The organism is Olsenella urininfantis (assembly GCF_900155635.1).
GTDB classification, from domain to species: domain Bacteria; phylum Actinomycetota; class Coriobacteriia; order Coriobacteriales; family Atopobiaceae; genus Olsenella_G; species Olsenella_G urininfantis.
Map to the genome: position 1 here is coordinate 1,715,750 of NZ_LT732540.1, position 23,162 is coordinate 1,738,911.

Here is a 23,162-nt window from a genome sequence, read left to right on the forward strand (position 1 = left end):
CATGGCTGAAGAAAGCCAGGTAAAGATCGTCTTGCTCACCGGATACCTTGGTGCGGGCAAGACCACGATCGTCAACCACATCCTCACCAACACGAATGGCGTGCGCGCGGCGGTCATCGTGAACGACATTGGCGAGATAAACGTGGACGCAAGCCTCATCAAGGATGGAGGGCTCGCAGATGGCGACGAGGTGATACCACTCACGAACGGCTGTCTGTGCTGCACCCTCTCGAACGACCTCAACCTGCAGCTGGGAGACCTGGCTGACTCGGGGGACTTCGACTACATCATCATCGAGGCGTCGGGCATCTGCGAGCCCATCCCCATCACCTACACCATCTCGGCCTTCTGCAACCAGAGCCAACATGCCTCGCAGCATGCGCATCTCGAGCTGGACAACATCGTCGCGGTGGTCGACTGCGCCCGCATGTGGGACGAGTTCTCTGGTGGCAAGGACCTCCTTGCGTCCGACATCGACGAGGACGACATCGAGAACCTCCTCATACAGCAGATAGAATTCTGTTCCACGCTCATCCTCAACAAGTGCGACCTGGTGACTCCCGACCAGCTGAGAGAGCTCAAGGCCATCGTCAGGGGACTTCAGAGGGACGCGGTCATCGTGGAGGCCGTCCACGGAGAGGTTCCCATGGACGAGCTCGTGAACACCGGCCGCTTCGACTTCGACAAGGCGTATCGGTCTGCCGTGTGGGCCGATGCGATGGAGCATCCCGAGGAGCACGAGGACCCAGAGGTTCTGGAGTACGAGATCTCGACCTTCGTGTACGAGCGCCGGGCGCCCTTCGATGCCGACGCCTTCGGGGACTTCGTCCGCTCGTGGCCCGAAAGCATCATTCGGGTCAAGGGGAAGGTGTGGCTGAACAGCGACCCGGACATGGGCTATGTGTTCGAGCAGGCGGGAAAGCAGGTGCAGGTTTACGAGAACGGCCTCTTTGCCCATGCCCTGCCCGAGGAAACCTACCAGGGGATGCTTGAGGACATGCCCGAGCTGCGGGCCATCTGGGACCGCGTGTATGGGGACCGCATGACCCAGCTCTGCTTCATCGGGCGCCATATGGACCGCGACCAAGTCGTTGAGAGGCTCGACGCGTGCCTCACCGACTGGCCGGGCCGGCAATAGCCGCTCGACGCCATTTCGTGGCGCGTCCTTGGACCCCTCCCGAGAGGCTTTCGGGAGGGGTCTTCTCTTGCCGGTCGCGGCCTTTCGCAAGATGCGAAAAGGGAATGGCGCCCACGCACAACACACATGCCTCGCAGCACCCTCGCAGTCCATCTGCGGGCTAAAGATGTCCGCTCGCGGCGGCCCCTTGCCATTTCTCTCCGTATGTGCATCTGGGCAGGAAAAAATTAGCCGAGGCAAACAAATTGCTGCCGGGAGGGAGCTCTCGGCTGGCATCCGTCGAGGCGGGAGGGAGGACGAAGAGGCTGCCCTGGAGGCTTGCAACCAAGGGCCTGCACATCCGTTGGCATGGCCCGCGGGTCGGAAATGGCACAGATCAGTTGGAGGTTTCACTATGAGCAAGTATGCAATCAAGAACGGAAAGCTCGTTGACGGCACCGGCGCCGCCCCGGTAGAGAACTCCCTGGTTCTCGTGGAGGACAAGAAGATAACCTATGCGGGCCCCGCCACTGAGGTCCCAGAGGGCTACGAGGTGATTGACGCCACGGGTCACAGCGTCATGCCCGGCCTGATCGACACCCACATTCACTTCTCGGGCAACCTGACCGACAACGACAACGACTGGGTCATCGAGTCCGTGGCCCAGAAGCAGGCCTGCGCCGTCAAGCAGTCCTATGACGCCCTCAGCCATGGCCTCACCACCGTCTGCGAGATCGGCCGCAACGGCATCGCCATCCGCGACCTGGTCAACATGGGCGTCATGAAGGGCCCGCGCATCTTCGCCGCAGGCCTGGGCTTCTGCCGCGTTGCCGGCCACGGTGACTCCCACCACCTCCCCCTGCAGATCTCGAAGGACTCCCACCCCTGGGGTTACCAGGCGGACGGTCCGTGGGAGCTGCGCAAGGCCATTCGCATGCGTCTGAGGGAGAACCCCGACGGCATCAAGATCTGGGCCACGGGCGGCGGCATCTGGCGCTGGGACTCCGACCGCCTGCAGCTCTTCTGCACGGAGGAGATCAAGGCGATCGCAGACGAATGCAAGATGGTCAACATCCCCCTGTGGGCGCACTCCTACAACAACTTCGACGCCGCGTATGACTGCGTGCGCTTCGGCTGCACCCAGCTGATCCACGGCTTCGAGCTTGACGACAGGACCATGAACCTCATGGCCGAGCAGGGCACCTTCTTCACCCCGACCATCGGCTTCCTGCCCACCTGGTACTCCACCTATCCTCCCGAGTGGACTCCCGAGCTTGACAAGTTCGAGGGAGACACCGTGGTGGAGAAGGGCCTTAACCGCACCTACGCCAACCTGCGTCGCGCCAACGAGCTGGGCGTCGCCCTCACCATCGGCTCCGACTCGTTCTCCTTCGTCACGCCCTACGGCTGGGTCACCATCGACGAGATCTTCGCCTTCGTGGAGAAGGCGGGCATCCCCGTGCTCGAGGCCATCAAGGCGGCCACGCTCAATGGCGCCAAGATGCTCAACCACGAGGACGAGTTCGGCTCCCTCGAGGCCGGCAAGTCCGCCGACATCCTCGTGGTCAAGGGTGACATCGTCGAGAACATCCATGACCTGACCCCCGACAACATGGACGTCATCATGAAGGAAGGCGAGATCGTCATCAAGGACGCCCTGTAGGACGTTCCCGTGGGCGGGCGTCTCCGCCTTCCCGCATCGAAGAGCCTTGAGCGCCGGGCCGAGGGATCATTCCCTCGGCCCGGTTCATGTCGTCCGGCCGCGTTCCCCGCAGGTCCGGCTTCGCGCTACACTGGCCTCGTCACGTCAGGCATGGGCCTGATTCCAAGGCATGTTCAGATGAGAGAGGACTTTGCATGAGGATCGCCATCGCATCCGACCACGCGGGTTTCGACCAAAAGCCGGCCATGGTCTCTTACCTCGAGTCCCTTGGCCATGAGGTGAGGGACATGGGGCCGGACTCTGCCGAGCGCTGCGACTACCCCGACTACGCCGACAAGGTCGCTCGTCTCGTGGCATCCGGCAAGGCCGAGCGCGGCATCCTGATCTGTGGCACGGGCATCGGCATGGCCATCACCGCGGACAAGGTCGCCGGCATTCGTGCCGCCGTCATCCAGACCCCCGAGTTCGCCGAGCTCTTCCGCGAGCACAACAACGGCAACGTGCTCTGCATCTCAGGGCGCTTCGTCAGCCTCGAGGTCAACAAGAAGATCGTTGACAACTTCCTCACCACCGAGTTTGCCGGTGGACGTCACGCTGGCCGCGTAGAGAAGATCATGCGCGAGGACGACCCGGGCTTTGCCGGCGTGGGGACCGGGCTCTAGCCTTCCGCTGCCTGCCTCCCATGCTGGGACGGTGGGGCCCTGCGGTAGAATCTGCCAGAAAGAGGGCAAGGCCCAACCTTGCCAAGCAACGCTTGCCCAGCTGAGGGAAAGGAACGCGCCATGGACTTCGACGAGAGCCGCCTTACGATAATCGACCACCCGCTTGTCCAGCACAAGCTGCACATCCTGCGCGACCAGCAGACGTCCACCAAGCAGTTCCGCGAGCTGGTCAGCGAGCTGGCCATCTTCGAGGGCTATGAGGCGATGAGGGACTTCCCGCTCGAGGACGTAGAGGTGGAGACCCCCCTCGAGAAGACCGTCTGCAAGCGCCTCGCAGGAAAGAAGGTCGCTATCATCCCCATCCTGCGAGCGGGCCTTGGCATGGTCGACGGCATCCTCTCCCTGGTCCCCTCCGCCCGCGTCGGCCATGTCGGGATGTATCGTGACCCCGAGACGCACGAGCCCCACCAGTACTACTGCAAGTTCCCCCAGGACATCGAGAACCGCACCTGCCTCATCGTCGATCCCATGCTAGCAACGGGCGGCTCCCTCACCGCGGCCATCCAGTTCCTGCGCGAGGCGGGCGTAAAGGACGTGCGCGCCCTCACCCTGGTCAGCGCCCCCGAGGGCGTCAAGGCGGTCCTGGACTTCGACCCGGAGGTCCGGCTCTACACCTGCGCGCTCGACCGCCAGCTCAACGAGACCGCCTACATCCTTCCCGGCCTGGGTGACGCGGGAGACCGTATCTACGGCACCAAGTAGGCCCTGGAAAACGCAACAGACTCGCTGCCTCTGGGGCCGCGGCCACGTGCCGCAGCCCCTTCTCGTCCCAAGCGGCAAGACAGGGCCCCTCCTGCCGCTTGGTCTTCGGCGAGCGGCGGAACGGCTCGTGACGTAGGTGGTCAACATATACTTAATTGGTTGTATTGACATGCCGCCGGGGCTACCGTCTTCTGGGAGGGGGCGCCATGACCGTCATCTTGGGCTTCAGCCATAACAACCGCACGCGCTGGGCCCACATCATGCGCCGTTGGGCCAGCGGGGGTCTGGTGGTCTGCTCCGTCATCTTGATCATGCTGCTGGTGGAGTTCTTCGTCTCGGAGCCGGACCCAACCCCGGCGGTCGTCATCATCTCCGCCATCGTCCTGCTCTGCTTCTTCTATGCCTACGTTCTGGTCATGCCGGACGACCTCACGCTCACCGCAACCGACCGCACCCTGCAGATCGCTTCCCACCTCCTTGCCTACGCGCAGCATGGGCTCGCGCCCGAGATGGCCAAGGGCATTTGCGAGACCATCCTCCCCGAGACCTTCGCCTCGGCCATCTGCATCACGGATGGCGTCCAAATGCTTGCCAGCGCCGGCAAGAACGCGGATCACTACCCCCTGGGAAGCTCCGTGAGCGAGGCGACGCTGGAGGCGGTCAAGAGCGCGTCGGCAAACATCTTCCATCGAGACGACCCGCCCGCCTCGGACCCCTTCCCCCTGCGGGCGGGCATCGTTGTGCCCCTGTCCGTGCACGAGCGCGTCGTGGGGACCATCGAGCTCTACTACACGCGCTCCAACCAGATAGACCAGCGTCAGATCGCGCTCTCCACGGGATTCGGGGAGCTGCTCTCCTCGCAGCTCGTCTCCTATGAGCTCGAGCAGCAGTCGAAGCGCTCCGCCCGCATCGAGCTGAGTGCCCTGCAGTCCCAGGTCGACCCTCACTTCCTCTTCAACACCATCGGAACCATCGTGTCAATCGTGCGAACGGACCCAGAGCGCGCCCGATCGCTGCTCATAGACTTCTCCAACTACTATCGCCAGACCTTGGGCGACTCTGGCGCGCTTGTGAGCGTGAGCCAGGAGCTCGACCAGGGCGGGCGCTACATCAGCCTCATGCAGGCGCGCTACGGCGCCGATCGCCTCGGGGTGAGTAGCGTGATCGACTCGAACACCCGCGAGCTTCTCGTCCCGCCCTTCATCATCCAGCCCATCCTGGAGAATTGCATCAAACATGGCATGCGCGAGGACGAGCCGCTGCACATCGTGGTGACGAGCAAGATCACCGGGCGGGGGCTGGAGATCACGGTCGAGGACGATGGCATCGGCATGTCCGAGGAGATCAGGGCGACCCTCTTTGACACCAACCGCAGGCAGGAGCAGGAGCAGGAGCTCGAGCACAGGAAGGGCTGCGGCCTGGCGCTCTGCAACGTGCTTGCCAGGGTAAAGCTCTTCTATGCCAGCAGCTCCGGCATCGAGGTCGAATCCACAGAGGGTGTGGGCACGAGGGTGCGCTTCGTGCTCGTGGGTCGCCCCCATGCCCCGGAGGAGGTGCCCGCTGCCGTGGCGTAGGCCCAAGGGGAAGAACTGCGATGGCTGCGGCCGTTTCTGGCGCAGCGAGATGACGTGCGGACATGCTTCGCGCACAACGGGAGAGGAGTGCGAGGATGAGTGCTTGGAAGGTGCTGGTGGTAGACGACGAGCCGCCCATCAGGGCGGAGCTTCACTATCTTCTTGCCCAGGACAGCAGGGTGGGGGAGGTGCTCGAGGCCGGTGGCGTGACTCGTGCCGTCGAGCAGATCATGGCTGGCGGCGTGGACGTGGTGTTTCTGGACATCTCCATGCCCGGCTCGAACGGCATGCGCCTTGCCGAGTTCCTGAAGAACCTCCAGACGCCGCCGGTCCTGGTGTTCGTGACGGCCTATTCGGAGCACGCCGTACAGGCCTTTGACCTTGACGCTGTGGACTACGTCCTGAAGCCCGTCGAGAGCTCGCGCCTCGAGAGGGCGCTGGCAAAGGTGGAGAACGCCATCAAGCAGCGCGACCAGCGCGGAACGGGACGCGATCTGCGCATTCCCGCCGAGCGCGACGGGAACAAGGTGTTCATCCTCGCCCGTGATATCAGCTATGTGGAGGCACGGGGGGACTACGCGGACATCCATACCCAGGATGCCTCCTATCTCGCGAAGTCCTCCATGGCCTCTCTCGAGGAGCGGCTTGCGAACGAGGGCTTCATGCGCGTGCACAAGAGCTTCATCGTCAACATAGGCAAGGTGCACGGCGTGCGGGCGCTGGGTCAGGGCCTCATGGAGCTCACTCTCGCGCATGAGGCGCGAACCATTCCTGTCTCGCGCAGGCGCACCGCCCAGCTCAAGGAGACCTTGGGCATCGCGTAGCACGTGGGTGCAGGCCACATTGAGGTTCGGGAGGGTCTGATCGCTACTGCGACAGGCCCTCCTCTCTCGTTTGGTGCGCCTGGAAGACCGTGGTCAACCTGCGAATGAGGAGGCCGAACACCATCCAGGCGGCGACAATCGCCCACTCGGACCCGCTCATGCCCAGGGGGCTTGAGGGAAGGAGCATGACTGCGGTGGAGATGGTCCCCGCCATGCAGGCGCAGAAGATGGCGAACCGCCCGCCGGGCACGCGGTAGGGTCTGGGGAGGTCAGGCTCCGTCCTGCGCAGGCGCAGGCATGAGTATGCCAGCACCGTCGAGGCGACAACGATGGCGCGCGCGGAGACGTTGGTGAGCGGAACCAGTATGTTGCGACCCAGGAACGGCCCCATGAGGGTGAAGGTGGCCATGACCACGCATGCCACGCGCGGCGCGCCTATCTCCTCGTCGATCTGCGCAAGCTGTAGCGGCAGCTGCTCCTTGCGCGCCATGGCAAGGATGAGACGGGTCGAGGCGCCGAAGAAGGCGTTCATGGGCCCCAGGGTTCCCAGGGTCGCAATGGCCAGGATCGTCACGTACAGGAAGAAGTTGATGCCCTCGAGGGCCGTGAGCGCCGGCATGGACGGGCCCACGAACTCATGCCAGGGCAGGATGGTGCCAAACGAGTAGATGCACACGGTGTAGAAGCCGCCCGAGGCGATGAGGGCCAACGGGATGATCTTACCGAACTTGCTCCAGTTGAGCCCCTCCGATGCCTCCTCGGCCTGCTGGGGGATGGTGTCGAAGCCGGCGTAGAAGAACGGGGTCATGATCAGCACCGCCACGATGCCCTCCATGAGGCTTGAGGCGTCGGTTGATCCCGAGGCGGTGTCCGACACCTGCGAGAAGACGGGCATCGCGTTGCTGGGGGAGCCATGCAGGAACGAGATGCCCATCGAGAGCACCATGCCTGCCAGGAGCGCCTTGGTGAGCAGGCTCGACAGCCGGGCGGCGAGCACCGCCCCGCGGAAGTTGAGGTACACCACCAGTCCGGAGGCGGCGAGCGAGATCAGGGTGGGCCACAGGTACACGTCCGCGCCGAGGATGGTGTAGAGCTTGACCGAGGTGAGCCACCCCAGGAGGGGGAGCTTGGAAAAGCGGTCTGCGAGCAGCGCGGATATGGCAATGGCCTCCCAGGGGCAGATGATGCTGTTGCTGAGCGTCAGGAGCCAGCCAGTTATATAGGAGGGGATGGGGCCAAAGCTGCGGTCCACGTACTCCACGATCCCGCCGGAGATGGGGATGGCGGCAGTGAGCTCGCCGAACACCGACCCGATGGGAACAAGGAGCGCCGTGGCTATGAGGAAGGCGATCATGGCGGGAATTGGCCCGCCGCCCATCACCATCCAGTCTCCCACGAGGAGCACCCATCCGGTGCCGATGATGGCGCCGAAGCCGATGGTGAAGAAGTTCCACAGCGAGAGGTTCTTCCTCATCCCCCTCGCGGGCTCCTCCTCGCGCGGCTGTTCGTTCTCGGTCATCACGTCTCCTGTGGTCTGCGCCTGAACCGCCTGTCGTTGCCCTCAGATGAGGATAGGACATGTGGAGTAGGGTCGCGATGAGCCTTCCGCAACTGGTAGATCAACTAAAACGGGCCTTGAACCAGCAGCGTACACAATTTGTTCAAAACCGATTGTCGTTGCTTTGCATCCGATGGTCGTTTGCGTGCTCGCGCTTGTGGCGCAGGAAATGACAGAAAACGATGCGGTTTCCTATGCTGTGCTCATCCGGAAAAGCTTCTCTGCTTCGGGTGACACATCTATAGGTTCAAATGGAAATGGAGGGGGTTCATGTCAGACAAAGACACGGCCGCTGACGCCGGCGGGATGAAGAAGGAGCTGACGCTCTTCAACTTCTTCACCATCGGCTTCGGCGCCATCATCGGCACCGGGTGGGTGCTCCTCGTGGGCAACTGGATGGTGATGGGCGGGGGTCCCTTCCCCGCCATGATCGCCTTCGCCCTCGGCGCGGTGTTCCTGGTCCCCATCGGCATGGTGTTCGGCGAGCTCACCGCGGCCATCCCCATCTCGGGCGGCATCATCGAGTACGTCGACCGCACCTACGGCCGCCAGCTCGGCTTCCTGACCGGCTGGATGCTCCTGCTGGGCAACGCGCCCCTCTGCCCCTGGGAGGCCATCGCGATCTCGACCCTGCTCACCGACCGCTTCGCCAAGTTCCCCGTCCTGAACTGGCTCACCTCGGTCAAGCTCTACACCATCCTCGGCGCGGACGTCTACCTGTGGCCCACGGCCATCGCCCTGTGCGCCGCCGTGCTGGTCATCTTCCTGAACTTCAAGGGCGCCGGCGCAGCCGCGAAGCTCTCCAGCTTCCTCACCAAGGCCCTCCTCACGGGCATGGTGCTCGCCATGGTCATCTCCTTCATGACCGGCTCGCCCAGCAACGCCCTGCCCGTCTTCTCCCAGGTGTTCGACACCGCCGCGGGCGACACCAAGGCGACCAGCCTCGTGGGCGGCATCATGGCGGTCCTCGTCATGACCCCGTTCTTCTACGCCGGCTTCGACACCATCCCCCAGCAGGCCGAGGAGGCCTCCGAGGACCTCGACTGGAAGAAGTTCGGCATCATCCCGGCGCTCGCGCTCCTCGCGTCCGGCGGCTTCTACCTGGTCTGCATCTACGCCTTCGGCTCCATCATCGACTGGCACGAGTTCGTCGTACCCGCCGTCCCCGCCCTGGCGGTCCTCGAGCGCATCAACCTGTTCTTCTACATCGCGATGCTCGTCATCGCCACGCTCGGCCCCCTCGGCCCCATGAACGCGTTCTTCGGCGCCTCGACCCGCCTGATGCTGGCCCTCGGCCGCAAGAGGATGCTCCCCGAGGTCTTCGCCGAGATCGACCCCGTCTCCGGCGCCCCCAAGACCGCCAACGTCGTCCTCGGCGCCCTGACGCTCGTCGGCCCCTTCCTGGGCCGCAACATGCTGGTCCCCCTGACCAACGTCGCCTCCCTCGGCTTCATCTTCGCCTGCACCATGGCCGCCCTGGCCTGCCTCAGGCTCCGCAAGACCGAGCCCGACCTGCCCAGGCCCTACGAGGTCAACGGCGGCGTGGCCGGCATCGGCGCCGCCATCCTCGCCGGCCTGATCATCATCGGCCTCATGGTCCTGCCCTTCAGCCCCGCCTCCCTCAACATGATCGAGTGGACCATCACCCTGGCCTGGATCGCCATCGGCTTCGCGATCTTCTTCGCCTGCGGCGGCGCGAGGGCCAAGGCGTAGGGGCGCGGCGTTTCTCGCAGAGAAGCTTGAACATCAGCACCAACACCCCCGCAAGAGGGTGAGCAAGGCAAGCAAGTTCGTAACGGTAGATTTTGGAATTGGAGGAAAGTGATATGGGCAAGTACGCATTCGCAGGTGGCAAGCTCGTTGACGGCACTGGTGCCGCTCCGGTCCTGGACTCTCTCGTGCTCGTTGACGACACGAAGATCACCTACGCCGGCCCCCGCACCGAGATTCCCGAGGGCTACGAGGTTCGCGACATCACCGGCAAGACCATCATGCCTGGCCTGATCGACACGCACCTGCACTTCTCCGGCAACCTCACCGACGACGACAACGACTGGGTCATCGAGTCCGTCGCCCAGAAGCAGGCTGAGGCTGTCAAGCAGTCCTACCAGTGCCTGATGCACGGTCTCACCACCGTCTGCGAGATCGGCCGCAACGGCATCGCCATCCGTGACCTCGTCAACATGGGCGAGTTCCGTGGCCCCCGCATCTTCGCCACCGGCCTCGGCTTCTGCCGCACCGCCGGTCACGGTGACTCCCACCACCTGCCCCCCGAGATCTCCAAGAACAGCCACCCCTGGGGCGACCAGGTGGATGGCCCCTGGGCTCTGCGTCACGCCATCCGTCTGCGCCTGCGCGAGAACCCCGACGCCATCAAGATTTGGGCCACGGGCGGCGGCATCTGGCGCTGGGACTCCGGCCGCAAGCAGCTCATGAGCACCGAGGAGATTAAGGCTGTCGCCGAGGAGTGCAAGGAGACCGGCATTCCTCTGTGGTCGCACTCCTACAACTCCGTCTCCGCTGCCTACGACTCCGTGCGCTTCGGCTGCGAGCAGATGATCCACGGCTTCGAGCTTGACGAGAAGACCATGGACCTCATGGCCGAGCAGGGCACCTTCTTCACCCCGACCATCGGCTTCCTGCCCATCTGGTACGCAACCTATCCTCCCGAGTACTCCCCCGTCCTCGATCAGTACGAGGGCGACACGGTCACCGAGAAGGAGCTGCAGCGCACCTACGCCAACCTCCGCAAGGCCAACGAGATGGGCGTCATCATCACCACTGGTTCTGACTGCTTCGCCAACGCCACGCCTTACGGTTACGTCACCATCGACGAGATGTATGACTTCGTCGACAAGGCCGGCATCTCCATCATGGACACCATCAAGGCCGCAACGATCAACGGCGCCATGATGGTCCACAAGGAGGACGAGTTCGGCTCCCTCGAGGCCGGCAAGCTCGCTGACCTCATCGTCCTCAACGGCGATGTCGCCAACAACATCCACGATCTCACGGTCGAGAACATGGAGCTCATCATGAAGGAGGGCGACATCGCCCGCCAGAAGATCGACGGCTACGACATTTACTCCCCGCTCGCTGAGTAAACAGGTGCTGTAGGTCGTGCGTAAGGGACCGGTGCCATACCGAGGTATGACACCGGTCCTCTTCATCCCCTAGCGTCTCTCTTGTCACCTAACCTTCCAGGCACGTTTCTGACTTGTGCATGAATGCCTGATATGGGAAGAGCTTGATTTTTGATTTAATTCCAGTATCTGCGCTTATGAACTACCATTCACGCACAAAGTATACCGCTTGCCTAATGATTGGTACTAAATCTCTGACATGGATGCATGATTAGAGTGGGTGAATGGTGATGGCACTGATTGTTCTCCTGGGAGCATTGTGTGGGCTCCTCGGCTGCGTCCCAACGTCGTACCTTTGCAAGAGGGTTTTGCATGAGGGACGAAACGATCTGATGGGACTTGCAGCGGCTAGCCTGTTCGCTTCGTTTGTGGTTCTCTCACTTGTGCTTGTGGTTGTTCGTATTTTGGCAAAAGGATGGATTCTCATCTTCGGCGCGTCGTTGGCAGTAGCATTCATCGCGTTTTGGTCTGTCGAGGCCATTCGGGGATGTCGATTCGCGGCCGAATCGATTCATCCAGAGGGGAAGGAAGAATAGTGGACGCCCTGTCTACTGCTTTCGAGACTGTCTCTGAGTCGATGGGTGAGCTCATTGATGGCTTCTACACCCGGGCCGTGGTTGGCAATGTGGACACGGTGGGAATCACGCCCTACCTCGTGTGGTATCTCATTGCCGGTGGGCTGCTCGTCGCTCTCGTCATGGCCTTCAAGAAGCGCTGCTCCAGCGAAGACCATGTTCCCCACGGCCCCTTCGTGAATGGCGTGGAGAGCCTGGTCGACTTCATTCGCAATGACGTCTGCCGTGGAACCTTGGGTGATACCTGGAAGAGCCACTTTCCCTTCCTGGCAACGCTCTTCCTCATGGTTCTGCTCTGCAACCTGGTGGGAATGCTGCCCACCTGGAAGCCAGGTTCGGGCTCCACGGGCATGACGGCGGGGATCGCCGCGATGTCGTTCTTCTACTTCGTGATGGTGGGAGTCAAGGTTCGCGGTGGCTGGGGCTACATCAAGAGCCTGGCGCCCAAGGGCGTAATGTTCCCCATCAACATCGTGGTCTGGGCCATCGAGGTGTTCTCCACATTCCTCAGGCTTGTCACCCTTTCGGTCCGTCTGTTCTGCAACATGTTCGCGGGCCACATGGTCATGGGAGTCTTCGCTCTCATGTGCACGATCTTCGTCGAGCCGCTCTTCGCCAGCATCACCGCGCAGACCCTGGGAGTCGCCAGTATGTCGATTCTTTGGATGGTTCTGCTAGTGCTAATCTATGCGGTCGAGCTCATGGTCGCCTTCATTCAGGCCTATGTGTTCGCGCTCCTTTCGGCCGTGTATGTTCAGCTTGCGGAAGCGGATCACTAATTTCGGCAATCTGCGGGTCTAGCCCGCATTGCATAGGGTAGAAACGCATGCGACTCGCCAGAAGGCTGGCGAGAGCGGAAGAAGGAGGAAGTCTTGGATCTCAAAATCTTCGGTTACGCACTCTGTGTCATCGGCGCAACCATAAGCATCGCACTTACCGCCCGCGCCGCCGCGAGCTCCATGGCTCGTCAGCCTGAGGTGCAGGGCCGTCTCTTCACCGTGTTCATCCTTGCCGCGGCCTTCATCGAGTCCCTCTGCCTGATTGGCTTCGTTGTCGCCATCATGTAGTCATGTGCGCGGGCCAAGCAGTGGCGCGAGGCCCGTGTGGGACGTATGGTCGTCGACTGAGCAAACATGAGGGAGTGCTCATGAACAGCAACGCAATACAGCTTGTCCGCCGAGCGTCAGTCGGCGGCATCGCGGGGGCAGTGGCCTTCCTAGTGCCGGTTCCTGCCCTCGCCAACGAGGCGGGCGGTGGAATAGCTCTGCTGATACCGCACATGGCGGAGTTCATCCCAGCCTGCATCGCCTTCGCAGCAATCTGGTTCATATTCGCCAAGTTCGCCTGGCCCGTTGTCCTCAAGGCACTGACGGACCGCGAGAACAAGATTCGTGGTGACCTCGAGGCCGCGGAGCAGTCCAAGCTGACCGCCGCCGAGGAGGCCCGCAGGAGTGCCAGCCTCGTCAGCGATGCCAATCGCGAGGCGGAGCAGATTGTCTCCAACGCCAGGCGCGAGGCTGAGGAGGAGCGCGTTCGCATCCTCGACAAGGCCCAGAAGGACGCGGCCGAGGTCCTGGCAAAGGCGCACGGTGTCGTTGACAGCGAGCGCCACAAGGCCATGATCGAGCTCTCCGGCTCAGTGGTCGACCTCGCCGTCGAGATTGCCGGCAAGATCATCGGCAACGACCTGGGCGAGGGAGAGCAGCGCAAGCTGGCCGAGAGGTATCTCGCCGAGGTGGGTGCCACCAATGTCCAATAGCTTCGAGGCAAACCGCAAGACGGAGGCGTATGCCCGCGCTCTTATCGAGGCGGGGCGCTCCGAAGGCAGGGCCAACGCGGACCTTGTGCAGTGGCAGCACTCGCGGAAGTTCTCGCTGGAGGTTCTCGAGACCCTGAGCGCCATGCTCGAGGCAGGTGACCTCGACCTGATCGACGGTGTGGCAAGGAAGTACAAGGAGATCCTTGATTCCGAGGACGAGACCGTTTCTATCACGGTGACCACTGCCGTTCCCATGGACGACGAGCTGCGGAACAAGGTGCGCAGCAAGGTCGAGGGCGACATCCAGAGGCCCGTCTACCTTGTCGAGAGGATCGAGCCGGACATCCTTGGGGGAATCATCCTCGAGGTTCGCGGCAAGCGTTTCGATGCCTCGGTTCGTGCGCAGCTCGCCGACATTCGCAAGACGCTCGCATCGACCTACGTCGGAAGTGAAGCCTAATGTCAGAGACCATCAGCTCCGCAGAGATCATGAGCACGCTGCGCTCGCAGCTTGCCAAGATCAATGCGACGATAGACCAGCAGGAGGCATCGGTCACCACGGGCGTGGGCGACGGCATCGCCCACGTCTCGGGCCTGAAGACGGCCATGGCCGGCGAGCTTCTCCAGTTCACCTCCTCCGCCACGGGCAAGAGCGTCTTCGGTCTTGCTCAGAACCTCGACAACTCCGAGGTCGGCGCAGTTCTCTTTGGTGACGTTGACTCCATCAAGGAGGGTGACGAGTGCCGCACCACGGGTCGCGTCATGGACATCCCCGTGGGTCACGCGATGCTTGGTCGCGTCGTGAACCCCCTGGGCCAGCCCATTGACGGCCTGGGCGCGATTCCCACCACGCATCGTCGTCCCATCGAGTTCAAGGCCCCTGGCATCATGGAGCGCCAGCCGGTGTGCGAGCCTGTTCAGACGGGCCTCGTGGCCATTGACGCGATGGTGCCCATCGGCCGCGGGCAGCGCGAGCTCATCATCGGCGACCGCAAGACGGGCAAGACCGCCATTGCCATCGACGCCATCATCAACCAGCGCGAGACCGACATGGTCTGCATCTACGTGGCCATCGGGCAGAAGGCCTCCACGGTTGCCGCCATCAGGGAGACGCTGGACAAGCATGGCGTTCTGGACAAGACGGTCATCGTTTCGGCCACTGCCGCAGAGTCTGCGCCGCTGCAGTACATCGCGCCGATGGCCGGGGCGGCCATCGGCGAGTACTTCATGTACAACGACGCAAACGGTAACCCCGCTGACGCAGAGCATCCGGGCGGCCATGTCCTCGTCATCTACGACGACCTCTCCAAGCAGGCCGTGGCGTATCGACAGATGTCGCTCACGCTGCATCGCCCGCCTGGACGTGAGGCGTACCCTGGCGACATCTTCTACCTGCACTCCCGTCTCCTCGAGCGTGCCTGCAAGCTCTCCGACGCGAATGGCGGCGGCTCGCTCACGGCACTGCCCATCATCGAGACGCAGGAGGGCGATGTCTCCGCGTACATTCCCACCAACGTGATCTCGATCACCGATGGCCAGATCTACCTGCAGTCCAACCTCTTCTTCCAGGGCCAGCGCCCTGCTGTTGACGTGGGCATATCGGTGTCTCGCGTCGGTGGCGCCGCGCAGATCAAGTCCATGAAGCAGGTCGCGGGAACGCTGCGCCTGGACCTTGCCTCCTATCGCGAGAAGCAGGCGTTCGCGCAGTTCGGCTCCGACCTTGATGCCGCAACGCAGTATCAGCTCAACCATGGTGCGCACATGATGGAGCTCCTGAAGCAGTCTCGCTTCTCGGCCCTGGACGTCTGCGACCAGGTTCTGGTGATCTTTGCCGGTAAGGAGAACTTCCTTGACGACATCGACCTCGCCAACGTGCCGCTGTTCCGCAACGAGCTTGCGGCCTACATGGCCGACAGGCATCCCCAGCTGCGTCTGAGCCTGCTCAAGTCCAAGATCGACGAGGACATGAGCGAGCGGCTGAAGCAGCACATCGCCCACTTCAAGGAGGAGTTCCTCAAGGCCCATCCCAACGCCGTCTCCCTGGCGGACGTGGAACTCAAGGCAGAGGACACCGAGGTCTCCGACGACCAGGTCTCCATTGACGGCGACGCGAAGGCTCGGAGGTAGCACGAGATGGCGAACCTTCGCGAGATATCGAGGCGCATGAGCTCGATTCGCAGCACCATGCAGATTACGCGCACCATGGAGATGATCTCCACCGCGCGTATCCAGAAGGCGCTTGCGCGGTCGGAGGCAGCCGCTCCCTATAAGGACGCCATCACCAACATGCTGGCGAACGTCGCCCTTGCGGGCTTTGATCAGTCCCAGCCGCTCCTCAACGTCCATGAGAGCGAGCGGCACGTGCTCTTCATCGTCATCGCCTCCGACAGGGGCCTTGCTGGTGGCTTCAACATCCTCCAGCAGAGGGCTGCCGAGCACGAGATGGCCGAGCTTGCCTCGAGGGGCATCTCCTCGTCGGTCATCACCTGCGGCCGCAAGCCTACCGAGTACTTCACCTACCGCAACATCGAGCCCGTCATGTCGTTCGTGGGCATCTCTTCCGAACCCAATCACGACCAGGCCAACCGCATAGCATCCTATGTCACGGATGGCTACACGTCTGGCAAGATCGACCGTGTCGTGCTGAAGTACTGGCATGCCAAGAACAGGGTCGACCAGGAGCAGGTGAGCGAGCAGCTTCTTCCCATCGTGAAGGAGAAGCTGCTGATGCCGAACAACCCCCGCGCCCAGGCGGCGGTTTCGGAGATCCAGGGCGAGCTCTGCTCGGAGTACGAGTTCGAGCCTTCGGCCAGGGAGGTGCTGGGCTATCTCATGCCGGCATACTTCAGGACCGTTATCTTCCATGCTCTGCTTGACTCGGCGGCGGCTGAGCACGGAGCGCGCAGGCGCGCAATGCAGTCTGCGACCGACAACGCCAAGGAGGTGCTCGGCTCGCTCAGCAGGACGTTCAACCGTGAGCGCCAGGCCAGCATAACCACCGAGCTGAACGAGATCATCGGCGGAGCTTCCGCATTGGAGGACATCTAGCAATGGCAGACGAGACTTCGCAGACGCGCTCGCTTCTTGAAGAGGCGACGCTGAAGCATCTGAACCAGAGTGTCGGAGAGGGCGTCATCGTTCGAGTCGTCGGACCCGTTGTCGACGTGAAGTTCGAAGGCCAGCTCCCCAACATCTACACGTCGCTCACCGTGGAGGCTGACACGCCCGTCGGGCACGTCAGCACCATCCTCGAGGTTGAGTCACAGCTTCCTGGCGGCATTGTGCGCACGGTCGCAATGTCCTCGACCGACGGCCTGCAGCGCGGCATTCGCGTGAAGGACACCGGTCGTCCCATGATGATGCCGGTGGGCCAGTCGACCCTCGGCCGCGTCTGGAACGTCATGGGGCAGCCTGTTGACGGGGGAGAGGTTCCTGGCGACGTGCAGTACTACCCCATCCACCACCCGGCTCCTGCCTTCGACGAGCTGACGACCCAGACAGAGATCTTCGAGACGGGCATCAAGGCCATCGACCTGCTTGAGCCCTACGTTCGTGGCGGCAAGACGGGCCTCTTCGGCGGAGCCGGCGTAGGCAAGACGGTCCTCATCCAGGAGCTCATCAACAACCTTGCCCAGGAGCACGGTGGCACCTCCGTCTTCACGGGCGTTGGCGAGCGCACCCGCGAGGGAACCGACCTCTACCTCGAGATGACCGAGTCTGGCGTCATCAACAAGACCTGCCTGGTCTATGGGCAGATGAACGAGCCGCCAGGAGCGCGCCTGCGCGTTGGCCTGGCCGGCCTCACCACGGCCGAGTACTTCCGCGACCAAGGCCAGGACGTCCTGCTCTTCATCGACAACATCTTCCGCTTCTCCCAGGCGGGCTCCGAGGTCTCGGCCCTTCTTGGCCGCATGCCCTCGGCAGTTGGCTACCAGCCCACGCTGGCCACCGAGATGGGCGATCTCCAGGAGCGAATCACGTCCACCAAGGAGGGCTCCATCACTTCGGTCCAGGCCGTCTACGTTCCCGCAGACGACCTCACCGACCCTGCCCCCGCCACTACCTTCACCCACCTGGATGCCACGACGGTCCTGTCCCGCTCCATTACCGAGCTGGGCATCTACCCTGCGGTTGACCCGCTGGCAAGCTCGTCGTCGGCACTCGACCCCTCCATCGTGGGAGAGGAGCACTATCGCGTGGCCATGGCGGTTCAGGAGACCCTGCAGGAGTACTCCGACCTCCAGGACATCATCGCGATCCTGGGCATGGACGAGCTCTCGGAGGAACAGCAGCTCACGGTGGCGCGTGCTCGCAAGATCCAGCAGTTCCTCTCCCAGAACTTTCACGTTGCCGAGAAGTTCACCGGCAACCCTGGCGCGTACTGCACGGTGGAGGACACCGTCCGCTCCTTTGCGGCCATCATTGACGGCAAGTGCGACGAGATTCCCGAGCAGGCCTTCCGCTACGCGGGCGGCATCGAGGATGTCCAAGCCCGTGCCAAGAAGATGCAGGCTGCCGCCCAGGCAGACGAGTAGGGAAGAACGATGGCAGAGCTCAACTGTCAGTTCGTGCGCCCCGACAGACTCCTCTTCCAGGGGCCCGTCGCGAGCCTCGTCCTCGTCACGCCCAGTGGCGAGCTTGGCGTATGGCCTGGCCATGCGTCCGAGATCTGCGCCCTTGGTGACGGGATTGTCAGGCTGCACCAGCGTCCCGAGGATGGCGGAGAGACGGTTCGCGTGGTCATCTCTGGTGGGTATGCCGAGATAAACGACGAGGGCGTGATAGTCCTCGCCGACCACGCGCGCCGAAGCGATGACATCGAGGGTGACGAGGTGCGGGCCACGCGTGACGCCGCGATCGAGTCTCGCGATGCGCTCCCTGAGGACGATCACAGGCGGGCGTACTACGACAACAAGATCAAGTGGTGTAATCTGCTCCTGAAGCAGCTGCCTCCCGAGGAGGCGAGCGCGTAGCGACGCGGCGGGAGGAAAATTTGGAAGGCATAAGGGTCGAGGGCGGATACCCCATCTCAGGCGAGGTTACGGTCGAGGGGGCGAAGAACTCGGCCCTTAAGCTTATGGCGGCAACGCTGGTCGCGCCAGGCGTCACGACGCTCACCAACGTCCCTAACATTTCCGACGTTCATGTCATGGGCAAGGTACTGAAGTTCCTGGGCGCGAAGATCGAGGTCAAGGGGGAGCACGAGCTCGAGATAGACACCTCTTGCGTCGACAGGTGGGAGACCCCTTATCACCTTGTCGCGCAAATGCGTGCGTCCACCGCTGTCCTGGGGCCGCTGCTGGCCCGTTTTGGCAGGGCGGTCGTTGCCATGCCAGGCGGCTGCAACATTGGCGCCCGCAAGATAGACATGCACATCCTCGGGCTTGAGGCGCTGGGCGTCAGCTTCGAGGTTGACCACGGAAGCATCCATGCCAGCACATCGGGCGGGCTTGTCGGCTCAACCGTCACCCTGGACTTCGCAAGCGTTGGCGCAACGGAGAACCTGATGATGGCGTCCGTCCGCGCAAAGGGAACCACCACCATTGACAACGCGGCCCGTGAGCCAGAGATCGTGGACCTCGCCAACCTACTCAACGAGATGGGCGCAAAGATCCGTGGCGCCGGCTCTCCCGTCATAGAGATCGAGGGTGTCGAGGAGCTTCATCCAACCAACCACCGAGTAGTGGGTGACCGCATCGAGGCGGGCACCTTCATAGCCATGGCGGGGCTTTGTGGCGAGCCTGTCACCGTCAAGGGGTTCGAGCCCGCCCACCTTGGCCTCGTCCTGAAGAAGTACGAGCTCATGGGGATGAGGGTCGTGCGTGGCCCGCACGAGTGCACCGTGTATCGCGAGGATCCGATTCGCTCCGTTGACATACAGACGCTCCCGTTCCCGGGCTTCCCCACCGACATGCAGGCCCAGACCATGTGCCTGCTTGCACGTGGCGACTCCTCCTGCGTCATCACGGAGAACGTCTTCGAGAACCGCTTCATGTTCGCCAGCGAGCTGCAGCGCATGGGCGCCAGCATCCGCATCGAGGGGCATCACGCCATAGTCCACGGCGTCAAGGGCTTCTCGGGCGCTGAGGTGAAGTCACCCGACCTGCGTGGAGGCGCCGCCCTCGTCATGGCGGGCCTTGTCGCAGACGGAATCACTACCATTTCGGACATCCATCACATCGACCGTGGCTATGAGGGCTTCGTCGAGAAGCTGTCCTCCCTTGGCGCCCACGCGCGGCGTATCGAGCTTCCCCAGGAAGACTACTTGGATATCTGAACCCCGTGTCGCCCACTCTAGGAAAATGGGTATCAATAGGGCTAGTGAAGCCGACGAAATGGAGGATGGGATGCCCAAGACGGCCGAGACCGCAGAGCGCAACCTGACCATGGCCAACGAGGACTACCTCGAGGCCATCTATCGCATCACCATGCAGAGCGATTTGGGCGAGGGCATTCGCTCGGTTGATGTGGCAGACCAGCTTGATGTCTCTAAGGCCAGCGTCAACAAGGCGCTGGCCACGCTCAAGGAGGCGGGCTACGTTGAGCAGACGCGCTATGGGCGCGTCACCCTCACCGAGGAGGGCAAGAAGTATGCCGCCCACGTCTGGCGCTGCCACCGCATGCTGCGGTCCTTCCTCGTGCGTGACCTCGGCGTCGAGCCGGAGACCGCAGATTCCGAGGCATGCCTCATGGAGCACGCGCTTTCCTATGACACCCAGAACAGGTGGCTCACGTACCTAGAGGGGCAAGGCATCACGGTCGAGGAGTAGCCTCCTCCCTGCGCCCGTCATGAGTCCGCTTGCGGATGCGTGACGGGCGCAGTCCCTTGCCGGGGCTATCCTCATATGCTGGCTGTATCGCACCATGCTTCACGCGGAGAAAGGACACGACTCATGAAGGCAGTCATTCCAGCCGCGGGGCTTGGAACCCGCTTCCTCCCTGCCACCAAGAGCACGCCAAAGGAGCTCCTGCCGGTCATCAACAAGCCGGTTATCCAGTATGTGGTCGAGGAGGCGCTCGAACCTTCCGGTGTGGACGAGGTCGTCATCGTCAACTCGCGCGAGAAGCCGCAGATCGAGTCCTACTTCAAGGTGGATGGCGGCTTTGAGGACACCCTGCGCCGTCGTGGCAAGCAGCAGGAGGCTGATGCCGTGCGCGAGGCAGGCTCCCTGCCGGTGTCATTCGTCTATCAGGATGACCCCCGCGGGCTGGGTCACGCGGTTCTCTGTGCCAAGCCCGTCACGCAAGACGAGCCGTTCCTCGTTCTCCTTGGCGACTACTTCGTTCCTGACCGCGCGATGTGCGTGCGTATGAAGGAGGTCTCCGAGAGGTACGGTGGCGCATCGGTCATCGCCGTCGCTCCCGTGCCGGCAGACCAGGTCAGCCGCTATGGCATCATTGCCGGCGAGTGCGTCGGGTCCTTCGATGGCTCCAGGCTCTCCTCTGACGAGGACGAGGGTGCCGTCTGGAAGGTCACGGGGCTTGTCGAGAAGCCCGCGGTCGAAGACGCCCCGAGCCACCTCTTCATAGTCGGTCGCTACCTGCTTACTCCGCGCATCATGGAGCTTCTCCAGACGCAGGGCGTAGGTGCGGGCGGGGAGATACAGCTCACAGATGCAATGCAGCGCCTCCTCGATGAGGAGGATATGTATGCCCTGGTGGTCGATCCCGACGAGGGCTGCGACACTGGCACCCCTGCCGCTTGGGCTGCCACCAACGCGCGTCTCGCCCTTCGTGACCCAGAGGTTCGCCCCGCCTTCCTCGAAGCTCTGGGCGAGCAGGCTCTCAAGCAGCTGAAGTAGGCAGACATGCGCATCATTCACTTTGGGGTGAATGGCTGGCGCGCTCGTTTCGATGATGGCTTTGATGCCGAGGGCGTTTGCCGTGTGGCTGACGCCCTCGCTTCTCGATGGGCCAAAACGGACGCATCAGCCCAATTCCTCGTTGGCTACGACCTGCGCCTGCGTTCGCGCGAGTACGCTCGCACGGCAGCGACGGTCCTCGCGGCCCATGGCCTGAGGGCGTCCTTGTCGTCCTCTGCCTGCCCTATCTCCGCCCTCTCCTGGTCAGTGGCTCAAAGCAGAGACTGCGCCGGCGCCGTAATGATCACGGGCTCCGACAACCCTGCCGAATACGGTGGCCTGCTGGTGAGGGGTGCGGACGGGGGTACGGTGAGCGAGGAATTCGCCTCTGACGTCGAGCGAGCCATTCCCTCCGAGTCCCCAATACTCGGGCAGGAGGCAATCAAGGAAACCGAGCTCACAAGCGAGTACCTGCATGCCCTCGCAAGGCGCTTTGCCCTGGATGCGAAACCGTTCGGTGGCACAAGGGTTGTGGTGGATCCCATGTTCGGTCCGACCCAGGGACTCCTCTGCGGCCTTCTCAGGCAAGGTGGCTGCGAGGTATTGGAAATACATGGCGAACACGGTGAGGGCTTTGGTGGGCTGCATCCGAAAACAACGGAACCCTGGGTGGACGAGTGCGAGCGCCAGGTGAGGGAGAGCTCCGCTGACCTAGGGATAGTTTTGGACGGAGATGGCGCCAGGGCGGGCTTTATAGATCATGAGGGCCAGCTCATATCATCTGCGAGCTGCATCTGCCTCATCACGGAGCACCTGGCCAGGGCTCATGGCATGAGCGGGCGCGTCGTAGCAACGCTGGCAAGCTCGGCGCGCATCCATCGCCAGGCAGAGCGTCTGGGTCTCGACTACATGGGCGTCCCCGTTGGCTTTCGCCGCCTGCACGACGAGGTCCTTGGGGGTGACGTGCTTGTGGCATGCGAGGAGTACGGAGGCTGCTGCATTCCCGACTGGCTTTTCGAGCGAGATGCCCTCCTGGAAGCGCTCTATATGGTGGAGCTACTCTCCTCAGGCAAGGTGCCGCTGCGAGACAGGGTGGCGGAACTAGAGTCGCATGTCGGCAAGATGTATTACGCCCGCAGGGACGTCAGGCTCGATGCCGCTCGCATCCAGACCTTCAGAAACTTGCTTCCTGGCCTGAACCCCCAGATCATTGCAGGCGAGAGGCCCTGCGCCACCTCGCATGCGGATGGCATGCGACTCCAGTTCCCAGATGACTCGTGGCTCATGGTGAGACCCTCGCGGACGCAGTCTCTCGTGAGAGCCTATGCCGAGTCGGGCAGCTCCAAGAAGCAGAATCTCCTGCTAGATGCCGCCTGCTCCTTCGCTCGTGGGGAAGGGGGCTCCTGGGAATAGGCTCTCCTCGCCCCCGGTTGTGTCGAGATGGTGGAGGCGCGGATCCCCGCGCCCGCCCGCCGCCCGGGCGCGTATAGTTGTTTCCCGCGCCGCGACGGGCCGGACGGCCCCGGGCGCAGGCGAACCTTGAGAACCGGATACTGCGATCGAAAGATCGACGAAAGACAGCAGATAAGCGATGTTCGAATTTTCGAGAACACGTCAATTCGACCAAGCGAATCCAGATCAGCGGGATCCGGGCTTCGGACGACCACTCATGTCAACGGGGACCGCGGGGGAGACCCCGCGTCGCTTTTGAACGGAGAGTTCG

Annotated in this window: 21 protein-coding genes and 1 rRNA gene (1 of these 22 cut by a window edge); 21 read left to right on the forward strand and 1 reads right to left on the reverse strand. The window is 62.8% G+C overall.

The window, feature by feature from the left end; all coding sequences use genetic code 11:
* The first annotated feature begins 1 nt into the window (after position 1).
* The 6 genes from CZ375_RS07925 to CZ375_RS07950 all read left to right on the forward strand — a co-directional run bounded on the left by CZ375_RS07925 (position 2) and on the right by CZ375_RS07950 (position 6,602).
* Complete coding sequence (locus tag CZ375_RS07925) at positions 2-1,138, forward strand: CobW family GTP-binding protein (RefSeq protein ID WP_077598666.1); 1,137 nt, start codon at positions 2-4, stop codon at positions 1,136-1,138.
* A 394-nt stretch (positions 1,139-1,532) separates the two neighbouring features.
* Positions 1,533-2,780, forward strand: coding sequence for a metal-dependent hydrolase family protein (locus tag CZ375_RS07930; RefSeq protein WP_077598667.1), 1,248 nt, complete (start codon positions 1,533-1,535; stop codon positions 2,778-2,780).
* 194 nt (positions 2,781-2,974) lie between these two features.
* On the forward strand, positions 2,975-3,442 hold the full coding sequence (gene rpiB, locus CZ375_RS07935) for a ribose 5-phosphate isomerase B (protein ID WP_077598668.1): 468 nt from the start codon (positions 2,975-2,977) through the stop codon (positions 3,440-3,442).
* A gap of 120 nt (positions 3,443-3,562) precedes the next feature.
* Positions 3,563-4,204: a uracil phosphoribosyltransferase gene (gene upp, locus CZ375_RS07940; RefSeq protein WP_077598669.1), complete on the forward strand. Its 642-nt coding sequence runs from the start codon at positions 3,563-3,565 to the stop codon at positions 4,202-4,204.
* A gap of 206 nt (positions 4,205-4,410) precedes the next feature.
* Positions 4,411-5,778 carry a GAF domain-containing sensor histidine kinase gene (locus CZ375_RS07945; RefSeq protein ID WP_077598670.1) on the forward strand — a complete coding sequence of 456 codons (1,368 nt, stop codon included), beginning with the start codon at positions 4,411-4,413 and terminating at the stop codon, positions 5,776-5,778.
* 95 nt (positions 5,779-5,873) lie between these two features.
* Entirely contained in the window at positions 5,874-6,602 is a 729-nt protein-coding gene (locus tag CZ375_RS07950; protein WP_077598671.1) for a LytR/AlgR family response regulator transcription factor, read from the forward strand.
* Between the two features lie 43 nt (positions 6,603-6,645).
* On the opposite strand, the gene CZ375_RS07955 is transcribed toward CZ375_RS07950, so the two are convergent.
* Positions 6,646-8,121: an APC family permease gene (locus tag CZ375_RS07955; RefSeq protein ID WP_077598672.1), complete on the reverse strand. Its 1,476-nt coding sequence runs from the start codon at positions 8,119-8,121 to the stop codon at positions 6,646-6,648.
* 309 nt (positions 8,122-8,430) lie between these two features.
* On the opposite strand from CZ375_RS07955, the gene CZ375_RS07960 reads away from it, so the two are divergent.
* From CZ375_RS07960 to CZ375_RS08030, 15 genes are all read left to right on the forward strand, one after another.
* Positions 8,431-9,873 carry an APC family permease gene (locus CZ375_RS07960; protein WP_077597316.1) on the forward strand — a complete coding sequence of 481 codons (1,443 nt, stop codon included), beginning with the start codon at positions 8,431-8,433 and terminating at the stop codon, positions 9,871-9,873.
* A gap of 113 nt (positions 9,874-9,986) precedes the next feature.
* The gene (locus CZ375_RS07965; protein WP_077598673.1) at positions 9,987-11,264 is read left to right on the forward strand and encodes a metal-dependent hydrolase family protein; all 1,278 of its coding nucleotides are present in this window, start codon (positions 9,987-9,989) and stop codon (positions 11,262-11,264) included.
* A 574-nt stretch (positions 11,265-11,838) separates the two neighbouring features.
* Entirely contained in the window at positions 11,839-12,657 is an 819-nt protein-coding gene (atpB, locus tag CZ375_RS07970; protein WP_234966925.1) for a F0F1 ATP synthase subunit A, read from the forward strand.
* Positions 12,658-12,750: 93 nt separating this feature from the next.
* A complete protein-coding gene (locus CZ375_RS07975) occupies positions 12,751-12,945 on the forward strand; it encodes an ATP synthase F0 subunit C (RefSeq protein ID WP_077598675.1) in 195 nt (64 codons plus the stop codon).
* An 80-nt stretch (positions 12,946-13,025) separates the two neighbouring features.
* The gene (gene atpF / locus CZ375_RS07980) at positions 13,026-13,637 is read left to right on the forward strand and encodes a F0F1 ATP synthase subunit B (protein WP_077598676.1); all 612 of its coding nucleotides are present in this window, start codon (positions 13,026-13,028) and stop codon (positions 13,635-13,637) included.
* Entirely contained in the window at positions 13,627-14,097 is a 471-nt protein-coding gene (locus CZ375_RS07985; protein WP_077598677.1) for a F0F1 ATP synthase subunit delta, read from the forward strand. Before atpF ends, CZ375_RS07985 begins: the two co-directional genes overlap by 11 nt.
* Positions 14,097-15,764: a F0F1 ATP synthase subunit alpha gene (gene atpA / locus CZ375_RS07990; RefSeq protein WP_077598678.1), complete on the forward strand. Its 1,668-nt coding sequence runs from the start codon at positions 14,097-14,099 to the stop codon at positions 15,762-15,764. The genes CZ375_RS07985 and atpA overlap by 1 nt, the downstream gene beginning before the upstream one ends.
* Before the next feature lie 6 nt (positions 15,765-15,770).
* Positions 15,771-16,685, forward strand: coding sequence for an ATP synthase F1 subunit gamma (gene atpG, locus CZ375_RS07995; protein WP_077598679.1), 915 nt, complete (start codon positions 15,771-15,773; stop codon positions 16,683-16,685).
* A 2-nt stretch (positions 16,686-16,687) separates the two neighbouring features.
* The gene (gene atpD, locus CZ375_RS08000) at positions 16,688-18,172 is read left to right on the forward strand and encodes a F0F1 ATP synthase subunit beta (protein WP_077598680.1); all 1,485 of its coding nucleotides are present in this window, start codon (positions 16,688-16,690) and stop codon (positions 18,170-18,172) included.
* A 9-nt stretch (positions 18,173-18,181) separates the two neighbouring features.
* On the forward strand, positions 18,182-18,610 hold the full coding sequence (gene atpC, locus CZ375_RS08005; RefSeq protein WP_077598681.1) for an ATP synthase F1 subunit epsilon: 429 nt from the start codon (positions 18,182-18,184) through the stop codon (positions 18,608-18,610).
* A gap of 20 nt (positions 18,611-18,630) precedes the next feature.
* On the forward strand, positions 18,631-19,914 hold the full coding sequence (gene murA / locus CZ375_RS08010) for a UDP-N-acetylglucosamine 1-carboxyvinyltransferase (protein WP_077598682.1): 1,284 nt from the start codon (positions 18,631-18,633) through the stop codon (positions 19,912-19,914).
* Between the two features lie 70 nt (positions 19,915-19,984).
* Positions 19,985-20,407, forward strand: coding sequence for a metal-dependent transcriptional regulator (locus tag CZ375_RS08015; RefSeq protein ID WP_077598683.1), 423 nt, complete (start codon positions 19,985-19,987; stop codon positions 20,405-20,407).
* A gap of 123 nt (positions 20,408-20,530) precedes the next feature.
* Positions 20,531-21,439, forward strand: a complete 909-nt coding sequence (locus CZ375_RS08020; protein WP_077598684.1) for a UTP--glucose-1-phosphate uridylyltransferase — start codon at positions 20,531-20,533, stop codon at positions 21,437-21,439.
* A 6-nt stretch (positions 21,440-21,445) separates the two neighbouring features.
* Entirely contained in the window at positions 21,446-22,852 is a 1,407-nt protein-coding gene (locus CZ375_RS08025; RefSeq protein WP_077598685.1) for a phosphohexomutase domain-containing protein, read from the forward strand.
* A 295-nt stretch (positions 22,853-23,147) separates the two neighbouring features.
* Positions 23,148-23,162, forward strand: a 16S ribosomal RNA gene (locus CZ375_RS08030) (it continues 1,501 nt past the right edge of the window).